This is a genomic window from Mesorhizobium carmichaelinearum (genome assembly GCF_900199455.1).
Classification (GTDB): Bacteria; Pseudomonadota; Alphaproteobacteria; order Rhizobiales; family Rhizobiaceae; genus Mesorhizobium; species Mesorhizobium carmichaelinearum.
The window spans coordinates 672,066-690,841 of sequence record NZ_FZQR01000002.1 but is presented as its reverse complement, the minus strand read 5'-3'; the positions used below and the strand labels follow the sequence as shown (position 1 = coordinate 690,841).

22 protein-coding genes are annotated in these 18,776 nt (G+C 62.3%); 15 read left to right on the top strand and 7 right to left on the bottom strand.

The window, feature by feature from the left end; genetic code table 11:
- From CKW40_RS06550 to CKW40_RS06540, 3 genes are read left to right on the top strand one after another with little or no spacing between them, the layout of a single operon-like run.
- Entirely contained in the window at positions 1–870 is an 870-nt protein-coding gene (locus CKW40_RS06550; RefSeq protein ID WP_095199071.1) for an ABC transporter permease, read from the top strand.
- A complete protein-coding gene (locus CKW40_RS06545; protein WP_095199070.1) occupies positions 867–1,670 on the top strand; it encodes an ABC transporter permease in 804 nt (267 codons plus the stop codon). Before CKW40_RS06550 ends, CKW40_RS06545 begins: the two co-directional genes overlap by 4 nt.
- Before the next feature lie 31 nt (positions 1,671–1,701).
- Complete coding sequence (locus tag CKW40_RS06540) at positions 1,702–2,748, top strand: extracellular solute-binding protein (protein WP_198421138.1); 1,047 nt, start codon at positions 1,702–1,704, stop codon at positions 2,746–2,748.
- Between the two features lie 73 nt (positions 2,749–2,821).
- Here the strand turns inward: CKW40_RS06540 and CKW40_RS06535 are convergent, their stop codons facing one another.
- Entirely contained in the window at positions 2,822–3,523 is a 702-nt protein-coding gene (locus CKW40_RS06535; RefSeq protein WP_095199068.1) for a GntR family transcriptional regulator, read from the bottom strand.
- 145 nt (positions 3,524–3,668) lie between these two features.
- Between CKW40_RS06535 and CKW40_RS06530 the strand changes: the two genes are divergently transcribed.
- The 3 genes from CKW40_RS06530 to CKW40_RS06520 are packed head-to-tail and all read left to right on the top strand — an operon-like array spanning position 3,669 to position 6,380.
- A complete protein-coding gene (locus CKW40_RS06530; protein WP_095199189.1) occupies positions 3,669–4,553 on the top strand; it encodes a fumarylacetoacetate hydrolase family protein in 885 nt (294 codons plus the stop codon).
- Between the two features lie 28 nt (positions 4,554–4,581).
- Positions 4,582–5,856 carry a metal-dependent hydrolase family protein gene (locus CKW40_RS06525; RefSeq protein ID WP_095199067.1) on the top strand — a complete coding sequence of 425 codons (1,275 nt, stop codon included), beginning with the start codon at positions 4,582–4,584 and terminating at the stop codon, positions 5,854–5,856.
- A gap of 5 nt (positions 5,857–5,861) precedes the next feature.
- Complete coding sequence (locus CKW40_RS06520; RefSeq protein ID WP_095199066.1) at positions 5,862–6,380, top strand: DUF5943 domain-containing protein; 519 nt, start codon at positions 5,862–5,864, stop codon at positions 6,378–6,380.
- Positions 6,381–6,394: 14 nt separating this feature from the next.
- Here the strand turns inward: CKW40_RS06520 and CKW40_RS06515 are convergent, their stop codons facing one another.
- Positions 6,395–7,381, bottom strand: a complete 987-nt coding sequence (locus tag CKW40_RS06515; RefSeq protein ID WP_095199065.1) for an aldo/keto reductase — start codon at positions 7,379–7,381, stop codon at positions 6,395–6,397.
- 185 nt (positions 7,382–7,566) lie between these two features.
- On the opposite strand from CKW40_RS06515, the gene CKW40_RS06510 reads away from it, so the two are divergent.
- The 5 genes from CKW40_RS06510 (at position 7,567) to CKW40_RS06490 (ending at position 12,172) form a co-directional block, all read left to right on the top strand.
- Positions 7,567–8,772 carry an ABC transporter substrate-binding protein gene (locus CKW40_RS06510; RefSeq protein ID WP_244571106.1) on the top strand — a complete coding sequence of 402 codons (1,206 nt, stop codon included), beginning with the start codon at positions 7,567–7,569 and terminating at the stop codon, positions 8,770–8,772.
- Between the two features lie 79 nt (positions 8,773–8,851).
- Positions 8,852–9,724 carry a branched-chain amino acid ABC transporter permease gene (locus CKW40_RS06505; protein WP_095199063.1) on the top strand — a complete coding sequence of 291 codons (873 nt, stop codon included), beginning with the start codon at positions 8,852–8,854 and terminating at the stop codon, positions 9,722–9,724.
- Positions 9,721–10,734 (top strand): branched-chain amino acid ABC transporter permease, encoded by a 1,014-nt coding sequence (locus CKW40_RS06500; protein ID WP_095199062.1) that lies wholly within the window; start codon positions 9,721–9,723, stop codon positions 10,732–10,734. The genes CKW40_RS06505 and CKW40_RS06500 overlap by 4 nt, the downstream gene beginning before the upstream one ends.
- Complete coding sequence (locus CKW40_RS06495; protein WP_095199061.1) at positions 10,731–11,453, top strand: ABC transporter ATP-binding protein; 723 nt, start codon at positions 10,731–10,733, stop codon at positions 11,451–11,453. Before CKW40_RS06500 ends, CKW40_RS06495 begins: the two co-directional genes overlap by 4 nt.
- Positions 11,450–12,172 carry an ABC transporter ATP-binding protein gene (locus CKW40_RS06490; RefSeq protein ID WP_095199060.1) on the top strand — a complete coding sequence of 241 codons (723 nt, stop codon included), beginning with the start codon at positions 11,450–11,452 and terminating at the stop codon, positions 12,170–12,172. Before CKW40_RS06495 ends, CKW40_RS06490 begins: the two co-directional genes overlap by 4 nt.
- 17 nt (positions 12,173–12,189) lie before the next feature.
- On the opposite strand, the gene CKW40_RS06485 is transcribed toward CKW40_RS06490, so the two are convergent.
- The gene (locus CKW40_RS06485; RefSeq protein WP_095199059.1) at positions 12,190–12,930 is read right to left on the bottom strand and encodes a FadR/GntR family transcriptional regulator; all 741 of its coding nucleotides are present in this window, start codon (positions 12,928–12,930) and stop codon (positions 12,190–12,192) included.
- 124 nt (positions 12,931–13,054) lie between these two features.
- Between CKW40_RS06485 and CKW40_RS06480 the strand changes: the two genes are divergently transcribed.
- A complete protein-coding gene (locus tag CKW40_RS06480; protein ID WP_095199058.1) occupies positions 13,055–13,960 on the top strand; it encodes an NAD(P)-dependent oxidoreductase in 906 nt (301 codons plus the stop codon).
- Between the two features lie 37 nt (positions 13,961–13,997).
- Here the strand turns inward: CKW40_RS06480 and CKW40_RS06475 are convergent, their stop codons facing one another.
- Both CKW40_RS06475 and CKW40_RS06470 read right to left on the bottom strand, forming a co-directional pair.
- Positions 13,998–14,207: a hypothetical protein gene (locus tag CKW40_RS06475; protein ID WP_020628784.1), complete on the bottom strand. Its 210-nt coding sequence runs from the start codon at positions 14,205–14,207 to the stop codon at positions 13,998–14,000.
- Positions 14,208–14,319: 112 nt separating this feature from the next.
- The gene (locus CKW40_RS06470) at positions 14,320–14,499 is read right to left on the bottom strand and encodes a hypothetical protein (protein WP_056584989.1); all 180 of its coding nucleotides are present in this window, start codon (positions 14,497–14,499) and stop codon (positions 14,320–14,322) included.
- Positions 14,500–14,632: 133 nt separating this feature from the next.
- Here CKW40_RS06470 and CKW40_RS06465 point away from each other — a divergent pair, with 133 nt between their 5' ends.
- Both CKW40_RS06465 and CKW40_RS42780 read left to right on the top strand, forming a co-directional pair.
- Positions 14,633–14,914, top strand: a complete 282-nt coding sequence (locus CKW40_RS06465) for a hypothetical protein (protein ID WP_244571098.1) — start codon at positions 14,633–14,635, stop codon at positions 14,912–14,914.
- 395 nt (positions 14,915–15,309) lie between these two features.
- The gene (locus tag CKW40_RS42780) at positions 15,310–15,774 is read left to right on the top strand and encodes a hypothetical protein (RefSeq protein WP_143748253.1); all 465 of its coding nucleotides are present in this window, start codon (positions 15,310–15,312) and stop codon (positions 15,772–15,774) included.
- A 19-nt stretch (positions 15,775–15,793) separates the two neighbouring features.
- Here the strand turns inward: CKW40_RS42780 and CKW40_RS06455 are convergent, their stop codons facing one another.
- Positions 15,794–16,507: an SOS response-associated peptidase gene (locus CKW40_RS06455; RefSeq protein WP_095199188.1), complete on the bottom strand. Its 714-nt coding sequence runs from the start codon at positions 16,505–16,507 to the stop codon at positions 15,794–15,796.
- Positions 16,508–16,964: 457 nt separating this feature from the next.
- Here CKW40_RS06455 and CKW40_RS06450 point away from each other — a divergent pair, with 457 nt between their 5' ends.
- Positions 16,965–17,792 carry a S1 family serine peptidase gene (locus CKW40_RS06450; protein ID WP_095199055.1) on the top strand — a complete coding sequence of 276 codons (828 nt, stop codon included), beginning with the start codon at positions 16,965–16,967 and terminating at the stop codon, positions 17,790–17,792.
- Between the two features lie 176 nt (positions 17,793–17,968).
- Here CKW40_RS06450 and CKW40_RS06445 read toward each other — a convergent pair whose 3' ends face one another.
- Positions 17,969–18,775 (bottom strand): FadR/GntR family transcriptional regulator, encoded by an 807-nt coding sequence (locus CKW40_RS06445; protein ID WP_095199054.1) that lies wholly within the window; start codon positions 18,773–18,775, stop codon positions 17,969–17,971.
- Position 18,776: the final 1 nt, after the last annotated feature.

Genomic DNA, 18,776 nt, shown 5'->3' with positions numbered 1-18,776 from the left:
ATGGGTCCGAACCGCACCTGGCTGCTGATTGCGCCGGCCATGCTGGTCATCGGCATCTTCATGGTGCTGCCGCTGTTCCTGGCGGTCGCCTATTCCTTCATGACCGCCAACCCCTATGGCGGCGTCACCGCGCCGGCGACCTTCGATGCCTATCTGCAGTTCCTCTACCAGCGCGACTTCGACGACAGCCTGGTGTTTTCGCCGAGCTATGCGCTGATCATCCTGCGCTCGATTTACCTGGCCATCGCCACCACCGTCATCTGCCTCGTGCTCGGCCTTCCCGTGGCCTGGTACATCGTCTGCCAGACGCCGGAGCGGCGGCGCATCCTGCTGTTCGCCGTCACGCTGCCGTTCTGGATCAACACGCTGATCCGCACCTATTGCTGGATCCTGATCCTGCGAGACGAGGGGTTGGCGAATGGCGCGTTGCGCCATGCCGGCATCATCACCGATCCGCTGCCGCTGCTCTACAATGACGGCTCGATCCTGCTCGGCCTCGTCTACACCTTCCTGCCCTTCATGGTGCTGCCGATCTATTCGACGCTGGAGCGCATCGACCCCCGGCTGATCGAGGCGGCGCACGATCTCTACGCCAGCCGCGCCGCCGTCTTCCGCCGCATCGTCTGGCCCTTGGCACGGCCCGGCGCGCTGGCCGGCGCCACACTGGTCTTCGCGCCGGCGCTGGGTTCTTTCCTGGCGCCCGACCTGCTCGGCGGCGGCAAGAAGCTGCTCATCGGCAGCCTGATCCAGATGCAGTTCACCTCATCGCGCAACTGGCCGTTTGGCGCCGCGCTCTCGACGGTCGTCACGGTCGTCGTGCTGACCGTCTTCGTTATCCGCTCGCGCCGGGTGCAGGAGGAGCGGCGATGAACGGCGCCAAGCCTTTCGACTGGCGGCACACGCCCGGCCTGTCGGCCTACACCGCGCTGATCTTCGTGTTCTTCTACGCGCCGCTGCTGATCCTGGTGATCTATGCCTTCAACTCGAGCCGGCTGGTCACCGTCTGGTCCGGCTTCAGCTTCAAATGGTTCGTCGCGGTCGCCAACAATGGCGCGATCCGCGACGCCGCCTTCAACAGCGTCATCATTGCCATCGTCGCCACCATTGCTTCGACCGCGATCGCCACGGCCGGCGCGCTGGCGCTGGAACGCGGCCGGCTGCGTTTCGGGCGGGGGGCGGCGACAGCGCTGATCGCGATGCCGCTGGTGGTGCCCGAGATCGTCGTGGCGATCACCACGCTGATCTTCTTCTCCGGGCTCGGCATGCATCACGGGCTGATCAACCTGATGATCGCCCACACCGTCTTCTGCATCCCGTTCGCGCTGCTGCCGATCCAGGCGCGGCTGCGCGACATGGGCGGGACATTGGAGGAAGCGGGGCGCGATCTCTATGCCGACGAGTGGCGGCTGTTCCGACGCGTTACGCTGCCCCTGCTGCTGCCTGCGATCTCGGCCGGCGCCATCATGGCCTTCGTCGTTTCGCTCGACGATTTCCTGATCTCGATGATGGTGTCGAGCGCCGGCTCGACCACGCTGCCCGTCTACATCTACGGCATGATGCGGCTCGGCGTGACGCCGGAGGTCAACGCCATCTCCACCATCCTGCTTGCCGTTTCCATCGTCTTCGTCGCCGCGGCCCTGCTGATCGGACGGCGCAACAAGCTTGCCTAGAAAAATAAGACCAGACCAGAGGAGAACGACCGTGACCAAATGGAAAGAAGGACTTTCGAGGATAGCTCTTGCCGCCGCGATGTTCGGCGCAATCACCACCAGCGCGCTGGCGGACGCCGGCGAGCTGCACATCTACAACTGGACCGACTACACGTCGGACGAGATGATCAAGAAGTTCGAGGCCGAGACCGGGATCAAGGTCACCATCGACACCTATGATTCCAACGAGACCGCGCTCGCCAAGCTGAGTTCCGGAGCCGCCGGCTACGACGTCATGATCATCAGCAACGACTTCGTGCCGATCTTCGTCAAGCAGAAGCTGTTCCAGGAAGTCGACGCGGCGGCGATGCCGAACTTCAAGAATGTCGATCCGAAATGGCAGCACCGGCCCTGGGATCCGGATGCGAAATACACCGTGCCATGGGTGTGGGGCACCACCTCCTATTCCGTCGATACCGCGGTTTACAAAGGCCCGACCGACAGCCTGAAGCCGCTGTTCGATCCGCCGGCGGAATTGAAAGGCAAGGTCGGCATGTTCGGCTCGCCGACCGAGGTGATATCGCTGGCACTCGTCTATCTCGGCAAGGACCAGTGCAACAGCAATCCGGCCGACCTCAAGGAACTCGACGCCTTGCTCGAAGCGCAAAAGCCCTTCGTGAAAGTCTACAATTCCGACGGCATCGTCGAGCGCCAGGTCGCCGGCGAAACGGTCATGCACGAGCAGTGGTCGGGCAAGGCGCTGGCGACACGCCAGCAGAAGTCGACGGTCAAATACGTCTATCCTAGGGAAGGCGTTGTTGGCTGGATGGACAATGTCGCCGTACCGACCAGCGCGCCCAATGTCGAGAACGCCAAGAAGTTCCTGAACTTCCTGATGGACCCGGAAAACATCGCGCTGCAGCAGAAATACACCGGCTACCAGAGCGGGATCGCCGGATCGAACAAGCTGCTCGCGCCGGACGTTGGCGGCTCGCCGGAATTCAATCCGCCGGCCGATCTCAAGATCACCTTCGCGCCGTCCTGCGACGAGAAGGCGATCCGCGCCTATGACCGGATCTGGACGAACCTGCGCCAATAAGACTGCAACGCAGAACGCCGCTCCCTCACAGGAGCGGCGTTTTGTTTTCTGCCGGAGGAAGCTGGATGAAACGCTACGCCCGCTCGATCGTCTTGCGCGCCGGCAGGTCGTCGGCTTCGGCGGCCAGCAGGATGTCGGTGGTGACAGCCAGATGCGCCGCCAGCAATTCGCAGGCCTTCTCCGCATTGCGGTCGAGCACAGCATTGGCGAGGTCCTGATGTTCCTTGCTGATGTTGCGCGCCCGTGGCGCCAGCGAGACCGAGCGGCGGCGGTAGCGTTCGCTCTGGTCGTAAAGCTGGTCGCGCAGGCGCAGCAGCCAGCGGCTATCACAGCCGGCGACCAGCGCCTTGTGGAAGGCCGCATGCGCGGTCGCCCATTCGTCGCTCGAATGCACCGGATCGTCGGGCGTGTGCTCGGGCGTGCGCGACAGCCGGTGGAGTGCTGCGACCAGCAGCGATTCCCAGGCGACGTCGCCGACCTCGATGGCGCGGCGGATGCAGAGTGTTTCGATCTGGATGCGTGTCTTGGTGAGGTCGAGCAGGTCCTCGGCCGAGATCGGGGCGGCGCGAAAGCCGCGCTGCGGTTCGGCCACGACAAGTCCCTCGGATGTCAGCCGCGACAAGGCCTCGCGGATGGCGCCGAGGCTGACGGACAGCCTGTCGCACAGTTCCTGGACCTTGAGCCGGCTGCCGGGCGCGATCCGGCACGACAGCAGGTCGGCGCGCAGATCCTCATACGCGCCCTGGGTGAGATTGATCGAGCCTTCCCTAGCCATTCGTTTGCCTGCGGGCGAATCCGTCCTTCGAGGGGCCTTGATACATTATCCCAGCGGAAAATCAGAATGCAAAATAATATATTCTCTGTTGACAGATATATAATTTCTCAACAAAGTCCAGTCTTCACGAGCAAGGATGTGGCCAGTGCGATTTGCAGCCTATAAATCGTCGCGGGGACCTGGGCTGGCGATTGCCTTGCCGGCAGGCGAGTTCCGCGGCATCGACGCCAGCGATGCGATGTTTCCCGGATGGCTGGACGAACTGATCGCCGAAGGCACACCGGCGCTCCAAGCCGCCGGCGAGAAGCTGGCCTGCGGGCGCAAGATCGATGCCAAATCCGTCGAATGGCTGCCGCCGATCTCGAGGCCCGGCAAGATCATCTGTGTCGGCCTCAACTATGTCGACCATTCAATCGAGAGCGGCTTCGTGCCGCCGACCTATCCGACTTTGTTCGCCCGCTTCTCGACCAGCCTGATCGGCCATGGCGCCGCGATCCGCCGGCCGGAGGCCTCGATCCAGCTCGACTATGAAGGCGAGATGGTGGCGGTGATCGGCAAGGCCGGCCGCCACATTGCCCCTAGCCAGGCGCTCAGCCATGTCGCAGGCTATTCCATCTTCAACGACGGCTCGATCCGCGACTTCCAGACCAAGGCGCCGCAGTGGACCGTCGGCAAGAATTTCGACGGCACCGGCTCCTTCGGGCCGATCTTCGTCACGGCGGACGAATTGCCGCCGGGCGGCAAGGGCCTGCGCATCCAGACGCGGCTCAACGGCGAGATCGTCCAGAACGCCTCGACCGACGACATGATCTTCGATGTCGTCTCGCTGATCTCGATCATCAGCGAAGCCATCACGCTGGAGCCGGGCGACATCCTCGTCACCGGCACGCCGTCCGGCGTCGGCGTGGCGCGCAAGCCGCAGCTGTTCATGAAGCATGGCGATGTCTGCGAAGTCGAGCTGGAAGGCGTCGGCATCCTGTCCAATGTCGTGGCCGACGACGTCATCGCAGCCCAGGCCGTCAACCAATAACACTCGCCAACTCCGAAAGGACGAAGTCATGACAAGAGTGATGTTTCGAAATGCCATGATCTGGGACGGCACGGGCACTGATGCCTATCCGGCCGATCTGCTGGTCGACAATGGCCGCATCGTCACCATTGCGCGCACGCCGGGCCAATTGTCGGGCGAGGGCGCGACGACGGTCGAATGCCGCGGCATGACGCTGATGCCGGGCCTGGTCGAAGGCCATGCCCACATCTCCTTCGGCGGCGCGATCAAGGATTCCGACCTCGGCCTGATCCCGCCCGAGGAGCATCTGCTGCTCACCATGCGCAACGCCAAAACCTTGCTCGACCATGGCTTCACCAGCGCCTACAGCGCCGCCACCTCGAAGCTCCGGCTCGATATCGTCATCCGCAACGAGATCAATGCCGGCCGCCTGCCGGGGCCGCGCATGCGCGCCGGCAGTCCGGAGATCACGGTGACCGGCGGCCTCGGCGACGAGCGCCAGCAGCATATGTACCACGAGAGCTTCGGCATGATCGCCGATGGCGTCGAGGAGATCACCAAGGCGGTGCGGCTGTGCTGCCGCGAAGGCGCCGACAACATCAAGATCAACATTTCCGGCGATGATCTCAGCCCCGCCGCGCATGGCGGCCTCACCGTGATGAGCGAGGCCGAAGTGCTGACGGCGGTGCAGGTGGCACGCGACTTCGGCAAGAAGATCAACTGCCACGCCCGTGCCGCCGGTTCGGTGAAGCGCGCGGTGAAGTGCGGCGTCGACGTCATCTACCACTGCGAATCCGCCGACGAGGAGGCGCTCGACGCGCTGGAATCGGCCAAGGACCGCATCTTCGTCGGCCCGGCGATCGGCATCATCTACGGCACGCTCTACGAGGGCGAGCCCTTCGGCTTCACCCATGAGATGGCGGTGAAGTTCGGCATGCAGCGCATCCTCGACGACAGCCGCAAGGTCTACACCGAATTGCGCAAGCGCGGCGTGCGCGCACTGATCGGCGGCGACTACGGTTTCGCGCAGACGCCGCAAGGCACCAACGCGCGCGACCTCAAGCACTTCGTCGACCTCTTGGGATATTCGCCCAGCGAAGCCCTGCAATGCGGCACGCGGCTTGGCGGCCAGGTGATGGGCCTCGGCGACGAACTCGGCATGGTCAAGGAAGGCTTTATCGCCGACCTTCTGCTGGTCAATGGCGACCCGCTGAAGGACCTCGACATGATGGTGCATGAGAAGAACCTCATCGTCATCATGAAGGATGGCGAGCTCTACAAGGACCAGTCGGCCTCGGTCGCATCGCAGCGGCAGGCGGCCTAGGTATCATGCAGCCCGCGGTTCCGATCGACGTCGATGACACCAGCGGCATCTGGCGGACCGACGGGCTGCCGATGGTCTATCTGCCCAGGCATTTCCTGGTGAACAATCACCTCGCGGTCGAGGCAGCCCTCGGCCGTGAAGTCTACCGCGCCATCCTGAGGGGCTCGACGGCGAAGTCCGCCGTCGAATGGTGCGAGGCGCAGGTGCGGGTCAAAGGTCTCGATCCCGAGGCCACCTTCCGCCACTATTTCCAGCGCCTGTCGCAGCGCGGCTGGGGCCAGTTCTCGATCGATGAGCTCGCCGGCCGTCGCGGCAGCATCAGCCTGCGCAATTCGGTCTTCGCGCTGGAGGCCGGGCAGCAACCCGGCCAGCGCGTCTGCTACATGTTCGAAGGCTTCGTCACCGGCGCCTTCTCATTCCTGCTCGGCATTGCGGACCCGATGGCAATCGCATGCGAGGAGGCCTATTGCGCCTGCGATGGCCGGCATGACCATTGCCGGTTCGATTTCGAAGCTAGCCTGTAGCCTGCCGAAACCAATCACCAGCGCTGATGCACGTAGGGCCTGATGTCCTGGTCGTAGATCGCTTTTACCTTGGCCATCAGCGCATCCGACAGCGGCGCAAGCGCTGCCGCTTCGGCATTGGAAACCGCCTGCGCCGGGTTGCGGGCGCCGGGGATGACCACGCTCACCGCGTCGAACATCAGGATCCAGCGCAGCGCGAATTTCGCCATCGTCGTGTCGCCCGAAACCAGCGGCCGGATCTTCTCGACCGCTGCCAGCCCAACCTCATAGGGCACGCCCGAGAAGGTTTCGCCAACATCGAAGGCTTCGCCGTTGCGGTTGAACAGGCGATGGTCCGTGGTCTCGAACTTGGTGTCGGCCTTGAACTTGCCGGACAGCAAGCCGCTGGCCAGCGGCACGCGGGCGATGATCGCCACATCGTTCTTTTTCGCCTGGTCGAAGAACAGTTCGGCCGGACGCTGGCGGAAGGCGTTGAAGATGATCTGCACGCTGACGACGCCGGGATATTGCATCGCCTTCAGCGCCTCATCGACGCGCTCGACGCTGACCCCGTAATGGCGGATCTTGCCTTGCTCGACGAGACGGTCGAGCCGCTCGAACACCTCCGGGTGGTAGTAGAGGTCGGTCGGCGGGCAGTGCAGTTGCACCAGGTCGAGCGTGTCGGCCTCGAGGTACTTCAGGCTGCGGTCGATCCAGCCGGTCAGGTTTTCCAGGCTGTAGCCTTCGACGGTCTGCACCGGCAGCCGCCGTCCGGCCTTGGTGGCGATGAACGGCCGCTCGCCGCCGCGCTCCTTCATCACCCTGGCGATCAGCTTCTCCGAGCGGCCGTCGCCATAGACGTCGGCCGTGTCGAGGAAGGTGACGCCGGCGTCGAGTGCGGCATGCAGGGCGGCGACCGCGTCGTCGTCATTGACCTCACCCCAGGCGGCGCCGATCGCCCAGGCGCCAAAACCGATTTCGCTGACTGATCTGCCGGTGCGGCCGAATTTCCGTGATTGCATCTTGTTGTTCCTGACTGCGGCTTGCCGGCAATTCCGGCTCTGCGATTCTGATTTTCGGGAAGCCTCTTATCGCATGGCAATGCGATTGACATCCCCGTTCGTAAGATTTACCAGATTACAGGGTTGTATGACAACCAGGTAAGACTGCAATGATTTGGAGTCGGGAGGATCTCAAATTGAAAACCGTGCTTAAACTGGCCGCCTCGGCGGCCTTGTGCCTTGGCGCGCTCGCTCATCCGGCGTGGGCTGAGGACAATATCGTCAAGATCGGCGTCGTCGCGGCGGAATCGGGCTCGTTCGTTTCCGCCGGCCATACCTTGCCGGCCGGCGTCGGCCTGGCCGTCAAGCAGATCAACGATGCCGGCGGCTTCAAGGTCGGCGGCAAGACCTACAAGCTCGAAATGGTCAAGCGCGACGACCGCACCGATATCGCCACCGCGATCGCCGCCACCCAGGAACTGGTGCGCGACGTCAAGGTGCAGGCGATCTTCGGCTCGGAAACGCATGACTTCACGCTCGCCATGGCCAAGATCACCCAGCCGGCCAAGATCATCCATTTCGCCGGCAATTCGACGCTGGCGAAAATCCTCAACCCGGATTCCGTCAAGCCGGGCGGCGAGGACCACTATCTCTTCCAGTCCGAACCGCAGGAATTCCAGCGCTCCGGCTCGACGGCGCGTGGTGTCCTGTCCCTGCTCGAGCCGCTGCTTGGCTTCAAGCCGAGGAAATCGGTGATGATCGTCGGCAACGATGCTACCGGCCAGTTCCTGTCGTCCTACTACTACAAGGCACTGAAGGCGGAAGGCCAGGATGTCCCCGACATCATCTTCTATCCGCCGGACACGACCGACTTCTCGCCCTTCCTGACGCGGGCCAAGAGCCTCAATCCGGATATCATCCACTTCTGGTACAATGGCGATTCAACGCTGACGGCGCTGCCGCAGGCGCTCGAACTCGGGGCCGCAAAAAGCTATTTCCTGTTCGGCGTCGACCCTGGCATCTGGAAGGAAAAGCAGCTTTCGGCCGATGTACCGGTGGCGATGAGCTGCGTGCCGGTGTGCTGGGGCGAGTCCTCCAACCCGAAGGCCAAGGCCTATTTCGAGGCCTATTTCGCCGCCGGCGCGCCGCATGGCGTGACCTCGTCGGTGTCGCTGCTCTACCATGACTATGTCCACTTCCTTGTCGAAGCCTGGCAGAAGGCCGACAGCTTCGATCCGGACAAGACGGTCGAGGCGCTGCTCAGCCTCCACCACCAGGGCGTGGTCTCGGATGATCTGACGTTCAATCCGACGCATCAGGTTACCCACGCAACGGAAGTCTGCGCCGCGGCACCCGGCGGCGCCATCTCCTGCGCCATGCAGCAGCCGCCGGCCGAAGCGCCGAAGAGCTGATTTGCTGAAGCAATCCTTGTTTTGGCGGCGCCACTCGCCGCCAAAACATCCTTCTTGAAACAGGCAGGTCTCGATCGCCGTGGATATTTTCATCCAGCAAATCCTCAACGGCCTTTCCATCGCCAGCGTCATCACGCTCATTGCCATCGGCGTGACCCTGATCTTCGGCCTGACCGGCATCATCAATTTCGCCCATGGTGAGTTCCTGATGATCGGCGGCATCGTCACCTGGCTTGCCGTCAGCGCCGGCCTCGGCTTTCCCATTGCCGTGATGCTTTCGATCCTGGCGGTCGGGCTGATGGGCTATGTGCTGGAACGCGGCCTGTTCCGCTTCACGCTGGAGCGGCCGACCAATGGCTTCATCGTTTCGCTCGGCCTCATCGTCGTTTTGCAGCATGTCGTCGTGCTGTTCTGGAACCCCAACCAGAAGAGCATTCCCCGTCCGTTGACCACGGTCTGGGAGATCGCCGGCGTGCGCATCGCGTCCGTGCGCGTCATGGTCATTCTGATCACCATAGCCGTGGTGGCGCTGAGCTTCCGTATGATCACCGCCAGCCGCTACGGCCGCGCGCTGCGGGCCAGTGTCGAGGACCGCGACACGGCCGCCTTGATGGGCATTCCGGTGCGCCGCTACATCACCGGCGTCTTCGTGCTCGGCAGCGCGCTGGCCGGGCTCGGCGGCGCCCTGCTGATCGCGCTGTTTCCGATCACGCCCTTCACCGGTGGCACCATGGTGATGAAGGGCTTTGCGGTCGCTCTGATCGGCGGCCTCGGCAACATCTACGGCGCCGTCGCCGCCGGCCTCATCCTTGGCATCGTCGAGGGCTTCAGCGCCGGCTACGGCTTCTCGCAATGGACCGACGCCTATTCCTTCGTCCTGATGATCCTGGTGCTGATCGTGCGCCCGCACGGCCTGTTCGGCGGCACCAGCGGACCCCGGATGGCGTCATGAATGCCGGTTCCGCCCTCAAGCCGTTGCGGTCGCTGCTGCCGGTGCTGGTCATCCTCGCATTGATCGCGCTGGTGCCGCTGTTTTCGCCGAGCAACCGCTTCCTGTCGCTGGCGATCTCGGCCGGCATCAACGTCATTGCGCTCTACGGCCTGTCGGTGCTGTTCGGCCAGACCGGCATATTGTCGATGGGCCATGCGGCCCTTGTCGGCGTCAGCGCCTATGCCGCAGCGATCCTGGCGCGGGACTTTGGCGTCGGCTTTTGGGTGGCGCTGCCGGTGGCCGCCGTTGCGAGCGCAATTTTTGCGATGATCGTCGGCGTCCCATCACTGCGCGTCGGCGGCCATCATTTCGTCATCATGACCTTCGCCTTCGGCCAGCTACTGGCCATCGTGCTCACCAATGGCGGCGACTATACCGGTGCCGCCACCGGGCTCGACATCGCCGGGCCGGTCACCCTGTTCGGCGCCGATGTGACCGAGCTGACGCGCTACTATCTGATGGTCGTTGCCTTCGTGACTGTAGCGGCGGTGGCCAGTTGGGCGATCATCCACTCCTCCTATGGCCGCACATTGCGCGCCATCCGCGAAAACGAAAAGCTGGCCGCCTCGCTCGGCATCAATGTCGGCCGCCACAAGATCGGCGCCTTCGTCGTCAGCGGCGTCTTTGCCGGCGTCTCCGGCGTGCTGCTGGCCTATTTTCTCGGCCACATCTCGCCCTCGCAATTTTCTTCTTTCCCCAGCATTTACCTGGCGCTCATGGTCATGATTGGCGGCGCCAGGCTGATCGAGGGGCCGCTCGCCGGCGGTATCCTCGTCGCCTTCCTGCCCGAAGTGCTCAACCTCGACCCGGTCCAGTCGCGCATCGTCTACGGCATATGCCTGATCGCGGTGATCATGCTTCTGCCGGATGGGTTGATTGGCGGCATCGTGCGGGCGCTGCGCGGCCTTTTCGCCGGCAAGGCGAAACAGGAGGCGGAGCGCGATGCCGCCCCGTCGGAGGCGCGGCGATGAGCCCGATCTTGGCGATCAGCGGCCTCAGCAAACAATTCGGCGGCGTGACGGCTCTGGCCGGCGTCGACCTCGCCATCGAGGAGGGTGAAATCCTCGGTGTCGTCGGCCCGAATGGCTCCGGCAAGACGACGCTGTTCAACGTCGTCACCGGCGTCCACAAGCCGAGCGGCGGCACGGTGCTGTTTCGCGGACGCGACATCACCGGCCTGGCGCCGCACGCCATATCGCGGGCCGGCATCGGGTACACCTTCCAGCAGGCCATGGCCTTTGCCGGGCTTGGCGTGCTGGAGAATGTCCAGATCGCCGGCGAGCACGCGCGGGCAGGGGGCACCGCCAATCCGTGGCCGACGCCGCAGGCACTGCTCGACTTCGTCGGCTTGAGCGCGCTCGGCGGCGAAAAAGCCGGCGTGCTGCCGTTCGGCAGCCTGCGCCTGCTCGGCCTCGCGCTGGCGCTCGCCACGCGGCCATCGCTGCTGCTGCTCGACGAGCCTGCAGCCGGCCTCAACGACCGCGAAACCACGGCCCTGGTCGGGCTTGTCCGCCAGCTTCCTGGGCACGGCATCACCGTCTGCGTCATCGACCACGACATGAAGCTGATGCAGATGCTGTGCCGGCGGCTTGCCGTGCTCGATTTCGGCTCGAAGATCGCCGACGGCCCGACCGAGGCGGTGCTTGCCGATCCCAAGGTGCTGGACGTTTATCTCGGAGGCGATCTGTGAGCCTGCTCGCCGTCTCCGAAGTCGTCACCGGCTATGGGCCGACCATCGTCAACCGCGGCGTCTCGCTGACATTGGCCGAAGGCGAGATCGTCACCATCCTCGGCCCCAACGGTGCCGGCAAGTCGACGCTGCTCAAGGCGATTGCCGGGCTGATCAAACCCCGCGCGGGCAGCATCGCCTTCGATGGGGCCGAGGTGACCGGGCTGGCCGCCGATGTCATGGCCCGGCGCGGCGTCGTGCTGGTGCCGGAGGGCAGAAAAATCTTCGTCGACATGAGCGTCGAGGAGAATTTGCGGCTTGGCGCCTATGCCCGCCGCGACGAGGCCGCCGTGGAAGTCGACTTTCAAACCATGCTGGCCTTCTTTCCGATCCTCGCCACCAAGCGGCGCGACAGGGGCGGCTCGCTGAGCGGCGGCCAGCAGCAGATGCTGGCGATCGCCCGCGGGCTGATGACACGGCCGCGCGTGCTGCTGCTGGATGAGCCGTCGCTTGGCCTGTCGCCCCTGCTGGTCAAGGAGATCAAGGCGATCATTCTGGATATCGGTGCGCGTTTCGGCGCTTCCGTGCTGCTGGTCGAGCAGAATGCCGGCCTCGCGCTCGCCGTCGCCTCGCGCGGCTATCTCATGCAGAACGGCCGCATCGTCGTCTCCGGGCCGATCGCTGAATTGCGCGACATGTCGCTGATGCGCGAACTCTATCTCGGTGGGGTCGCCGGATGAGCGGGATCAGCAATCGCTCAGTCGTGGCCAGCCTTGTCGCGCAGATCCTCGAAGCGGGCGTAGCTCTTGGCCAGATGGCTGCGCATGGCGCGCCGCGCCGCGTTGACGTCCCTGGCTTCGATTGCGGCGAGGATGGCGCGATGCTCGCGCTGCATGCGCTCGAGATATTTTTCCCGCTCGGCTTCGGTCATCCGGTCGAGCCGCGTCCATTGGCGCGGGATCATGGCGCTGCCGAACGTGTCGAACAACCGGGTGAAATTCGGGTTCTGCGTCGCCGCGAGGATGGCGCGGTGGAAACCAAAGTCCTCTTCCGAGCCGGAGCCTCCGGCACGCACCGCTGCCTCCAGCGCGTCGAGCCGCGCGCTCATCTGCGCCAGTGCCGCTTCGCTTCGCCGCTCGGCGGCAAGCCCCGTCGCCTCGACCTCGATGCCCATGCGCAATTCCAGCACGCGCAACACCTCGTCGATCGATTCCAGATCATCCGGCAGGATGGAAAAGGTCCTGGGCAGCGGATCCTTGGCGACGAAGGCGCCGAGGCCCTGCCGCGTGGTGATCAGCCCCCGCGCCCGCAAAGCGGCCAGCGCCTCGCGCACCACGGTGCGGCTGACACCGGTGGCGGCGACGATCTCCTGCTCGGTCGGCAGCCGCTGGCCGGGCGCCAGGTCGCCGGATTCGATCTGCGCGATCAGCGTGTTGACGAGCCCGGTCCGCAGATTGGGTGCCTGCGGTATGGCATCGAAAAGCATGGGCTCCGCCATCGGGGATACAGCCTCGGTTCGATTCTCCGGCAAAGGCCGATTCTCCCGCAAGGATTGCATCGACAGGTGCCCGCCGCAAGGTGACGAAAGTTGAGCCCGCCGGCGCGGGACATAGGAGGTTTGCATGAAAGAACGCATTGGCTTCATCGGCCTGGGCGCGATGGGCGCCGGCATGGCCGACAATCTGCTGCGCAAGGGCTGGCCGCTGACGGTCTATGTGCATCGCAGCCGCACCGCCGCCGACCGGCTGATCGCCGCCGGCGCCACCGAGGCGGCAAGCCCGCGCGAACTCGCCGCCGCCTGCGACATCGTCATCCTCTGCGTCACCGGCTCGCGCGAGGTCGAAGCGCTGGTCAAGGGCCCGGATGGGCTTGCCATGGCAGCCAGGCCGTTGCTCATCATCGACTGCTCGACCTCCAACCCGTCGTCGACGACAGCCCTTGCCGCCGAGCTCACAGCACTTGGCGTCACCCTGATCGACGCGCCGCTGGCGCGCACGCCCAAGGAGGCCGCCGAGGGCAAGCTCGACGTCATGGTCGGCGGCCCGGCCGAGGCGATCGCCCGCGCGCGCCCGGTGCTCGAAGCTTTCGCCGCGCGCGTTGTCCACACCGGCCCGACCGGAAGCGGCCACACCATGAAGCTGCTCAACAATTTCGTCTCGATGGGCTATTCGGCGATCTATTCGGAAGCGCTGACGCTTGGCGCCAAGGCCGGCCTGACGCCGCAGGTCTTCAACAGCGTCATCTCAGGCAGCCGCATGGATTGCGGCTTCTACCAGGCCTTCTTCGATTTCGTCCTCAACCGCAACGAAAACGCCCAGCGCTTCGCCATCGCCAACGCGCTGAAGGACATGACCTATCTTGCGTCATTCGCGCAGGCCGCCGGTGTTGCCAACCCGGTGGGTGCCGTGGTGCGCAACGGCTTTGCGACGGCGGTCACGACAGGCCACGGCGAAAAGTTCGTGCCGGCGCTGTCGGACATCGTCGCGGGGCTCAACGGAGTGTCGTTGGTCGAGCCACCAACGGCATGATGGGGCAGGGCCGACTATCCCGGCCAGTCACCAGCAATCACCCCAGCACAGGCGGAGTGGGATCGTAGCCGATTGAAACTATCCCCGGATGCCGGTGGGCGATGGCGAGTATCTGGGTCTCCAACTCGCAATTGTAAGCCATGAGCGCTTTCACGGTCTCAAGCGGACTGTCGTAGCGCGCGATGAGCTTCACGGCTTCTGAATGCAACTCGGCTTTGGCTTCGTCGTCAAAGTGCATCGTGCCCATTGCGGTTCCTCCTAGAGCAATTCCAGGAAAAGTGTGAGCGGTTTTCCGTCTGGAATTGCGTCAAAACAAAGAGTTAGAGCGGTTCGCCGTTTCGACGAAACGGTGAAAGGCTCTAGCGTGTCGCCCGGCGAGGGGCCGTGAGGGCGTCAAGCCGCTCCTGAAGATGCCCGTTGAGCACGATCATTTCCTTGAGCGCCTTCATCACATCGCCCTTGTGGACGGCGATGAAATCCTCGGCGTGAGCCTGGAGGGCGGCCTCCTGGCGACTGTTGAGTGTCACGATACGGTCCATGGCGATGACTCCAAACGCTGCAGGATCACAGTGAACAAAAAGGGAACATAAATGTCAAGGGCGAATTGACTCGGCGAGGAACTCATTCCTATTTTCTAATATGCCGGAGCAGCCCAGAAAACCCCGACGCCTTGTGCAGACCCTCAGCAAAGCGCATGAGGTCGGTCAGCTGATCCGCGTCCGCTGCTTCAATTGCAACATCACGCGCCATTATCTGCCTGGAGACCTAGCCAAGCTTGTCGGCGACATTCCGTTCTGGGACGTTGACCGGCACATGCGCTGCGAGCGGTGCGGGCGTCGCGAGCTCGACGTGGACATCCTGCTGCCGAGCGCCTCGGAGGGCATGAAGATACGCGTGAGGCGGCTTGTTGAAGTCCGAATGGTGCGACGTGTCATCTGGATGGACGATGGATAAGGCAGCTACCCGCCATTCGTAGACTTTCGACTACAAGCGCTTATTATAGCTAATAAACTAGGCTCTGATATTATCCCTGATGGACATATGCACACATGGTTCAACTCCAAAGCGTCGAATTGGGTAGGCGCCTAGCATACTACCGGGCCTATGCGCCGAAGGGATCCCAAAGATATGTAATCTTAGGTCGAGTGTTCCTGGCAATCTCAATGCTTCCTTCCTTAGTGGCGATAGGCCTATACCTGTTTATAGTAATTTATTTTAAAGGAGGAATTTGGGAAACACTTTTCGAATTTATAGGAGTATCGTATATATATTTGATTATATCGACAGCGATCATTTTAATGCCGTATCTATTGGTTATTTCGTATTGCATAAATAAAGATAAGTACTGGATGGACGTTCACAGAGAGCTTCTCTCCGAAAAACGATCCCAGGAGGCGATAAGCCAAGCAAAAGAGGTTAAGATGAAAATGAGTGAGCTAATTTCGGCAGTCGATGCAAAAGAGATCGGAAAGAAAATCGTTACAAACAACACATACAACACGATTGCATCTGGAAATGCGCACGTTGAGCAGAATGTTATTAATGGAGATTATCTACGAGACTCCGCCAAAATCATGAAGAAGAACGGCATAGAATTGGAGGATGCGATTTTGATATTCGCAGGATATCTCGACAATTTAGAACTTTCGGAAGCTAAGCAGGCCTTCAACGATCTTAATAGAAACATGAAGGAGAAAAGTAGTAAGGTCACGCTCGGGGGAATATGGAAGGGGATACTGGAGATCGTGCCAGACGCAGTCAAATTGAGCGAAGCTGCGCTTGCCATTTCCAAGTTCTTCGGACTGGTTTTGTGAAATTCCTACCATATTTCGGCTATAGCAACGGCAATTGGCCGTCCTTATTCGTAAGCTGCGTCGGGAACTTAATCTGCGTGGCCGGCTTCTCGACAATCACCAAGGCATCATCCGGCGCTGTGCGCTGTAGCCGCTTCGCCTCCGACCATGGCGCTGTCAACCACGTCTCGGTTTCCTCTTGCGTCCTCAGGATCACCGGCATGGCCTTCTCGTGGATGGGCTTGATGAGAGCGTTGGGCGCTACCGTCATGAAGCCGTAGAGCTCGAAGTCGCCGGGACCATCCTTGACCTTGCGCACGCCCTGCCACGGCGTCCAGAGGCCAGCGAAGAAGAACAGCGGGCGGTCCTCATTAAGCGCGAACCAGTAGTTCCGCTGGATGCCCGTCTCAAGGTCCTTGTCGCCTTGTGTCGGGCTGGGCTCCGCAAAACTCGTCACCGGCACCACGCAACGGTTTTCGACGCCGACATACTGTTGCCAATGGCCATATTGGGGATTGCGAATGTTGGTTGTGCCGTAATCGGCCTTCCCCTTCATCCGCTCAACAGGTGTCGGCATGCCCCACAGCAGGTTGGCCAGTTCCCGTTGCCCGTCCTGCGCATTGCGCACCACTGGGCCGGGCTGGTTGGGGTAGATGTCGATGGACGGCTCAAGGTTGCCCAAAATGTCCCGCAAAGTCCGGGTCCATTGGCGGATGGCCTCTTGCGACGTGGTGATGTTGTAGAGGTTGCACATGGTCACACTCTGCCGTGAGAGCGCATCGGCGACTAGCCGAAAAATTCGGACGGAAGGTGCGCAACGGGTATGCTGCCGCCGTCACCACAGGCCCATTGCGAGAAGTTCGTGCTGGCGTTGTCGGATATTGTCGCGGGGTTGAATCGGGTGTCGCTGGTCGAGGCTTAGGAGGTGTGATGGGGATTGGACTGATTTAGACGCGGCGATAGCGGATTTCGGGCGCAAGCGAATTGTTGATCTGCATCCTCGCGTTTGGTATATATCTAGGATTATAATCCCAGTTTGTGCATGACATAGCCGAATCCGTGATATCAAGGCCGTAACAGGCCGGTGAACACGAACAGATGAGGCGGTGTTAGGAAAAGTCTTTATCAGTCCGTGTGAGATTGACCCGAGGGCGCGTTGCGCGACCTTACAGCCCATGCCATTGTCTGCGGCGCCGTTCCTGGGGGTGTGAGTGCGAGTCCATTCTGACGTTCCCAAAACTGTCGTCTTCATTGGGACAGAAGTTGGCGGCAGGTTCAACCCTCTTGGCACGGGCTTTTTGGGCAACATAGAATACAAAGGTAGTTTCTTCAATTTTGTTATAACCGCGAAGCACGTCATCGATCTGGCAGGGTCACAGGCTGTCGTCCGCCTGAATCAAAAGGAGCGGGGCCCAATTGTCCTGCCACTTGACCTCATGCAGTTGAGCGATCCAATTCATGACTTGGCTGTAATCAGCATAGCGCTGCCCGACACAATGGATCAATTCTGCCTGCCGCTAGGGCGCGCCGTGCATTTGGATGCGTTGGAACGAAAGTTGCGTCCCGATCTAGGCGATGAGGTAGCCACGGTCGGCCTCTATTCATCCCATCACGGTATCACCAGGAACGTCCCCGTCGTTCGCATAGGCAATATCGCGCGGATGCCGGACGACGAACTTGTTCGGAGTAACAGTGGTGGATATATTAGTGCGTATTTGGTCGAAACCAAGTCAATCTTGGGATTAAGTGGCTCTCCGGTATTTGTGAATGTGCCACGTTTCAGATTTGACGAGGACGGATCGATGCAAACGCTTAAAGGCGCGCGCATTCCAGAATTTCCTATCGGGGTGATGATAGGATACCATCTGGTTCGGTCTGCAGAGGACCAGATAGCTGTCCCACATGATGAAGATGCTGACCCCGGGCCGGATACTGACGAACGCAATACTGGGTTCGCTGTGGTTGTCCCAATTGAGCGTGTGTTTGATCTTCTTGAAAAGCCGGAGCTTGTTGCAGAAATGGATGAAACAGTTAAGTAATAGCTAAAGTGGGAGGATTCCGAGCGGCCTCCGTCGGGAGCGCCCAAGACGAAAGCATGGCAGATAGGAAGTTGAAAGGCGCAGGGATGACGCGTTCAATCATTGAGCGGTGCTGCGATTGTACCGAAAACCGAACTTGATCGAGAAGCGGGCGAGGTGAGTTTCACCGCAACGCTCTACCCCCTAGCCCGCCCGCGCACAGCCTTCCGCAATCTCGAATGCCGCACCGGAGACGGCACCTCCTGCGCCGGAGACGCCGGCTCCGCAGCCGCCTCCCCATCATGCAACCCCACGCGTAGCGCCGCGCCCGCCAGATGATCCCGCATCGCCGCTTGCGCGCCTTCGGCGTCGCCGGCGCGGATGGCGGTCAGGATGCGTTCGTGTTCGCCGAGCGTGATGCGGGCCATGTCGTCGGATTTCTGCTGGTTGCCGGCGGCAAGAATGCTTTCGCGCACGCGTTCGGACACGAAGACCAGGAACTGGCCCATGTAGCTGTTGCGCGTCGCCTCGGCGACGGTGCGGTGGAATTCGAGGTCGCTGCGCAGCCAGGCGACGCTGCCATAGGGGGCGGCGCGCATGCCGGCCAGTGCATCGCCCATCGCGGCAAGATCGGTCTCCGAGCGCCGCTTGGCGGCAAGGGCCGCGGCCTGCACTTCGAGGATGCCGCGCAGTTCGAACAGGTTGCGGAAGGAATCGGCGCGCTGCAGCGCCTCATAGTCGATGGTCAGCACCGTCGGGTTGGTGCTCTCCACCACGAAGGCGCCGCGCCCCTGCTGCGACCAGATGCGGCCCTCCGAGCGCAGCCGCGCGATCGCCTCGCGCACCACGTTGCGGCTGACGCCGAAGGTGGTCGCCAGCGCCTGCTCGGTCGGCAGCTGGTCGCCGGGCTTCAGCCGCCCCTGCGCGATCTCGCGCGAGATGGAACTCGCCACCAGAGTGGAGAGGTGTGGACCGCGATTGACCTTGTCGAGTTTCAGCGTCATC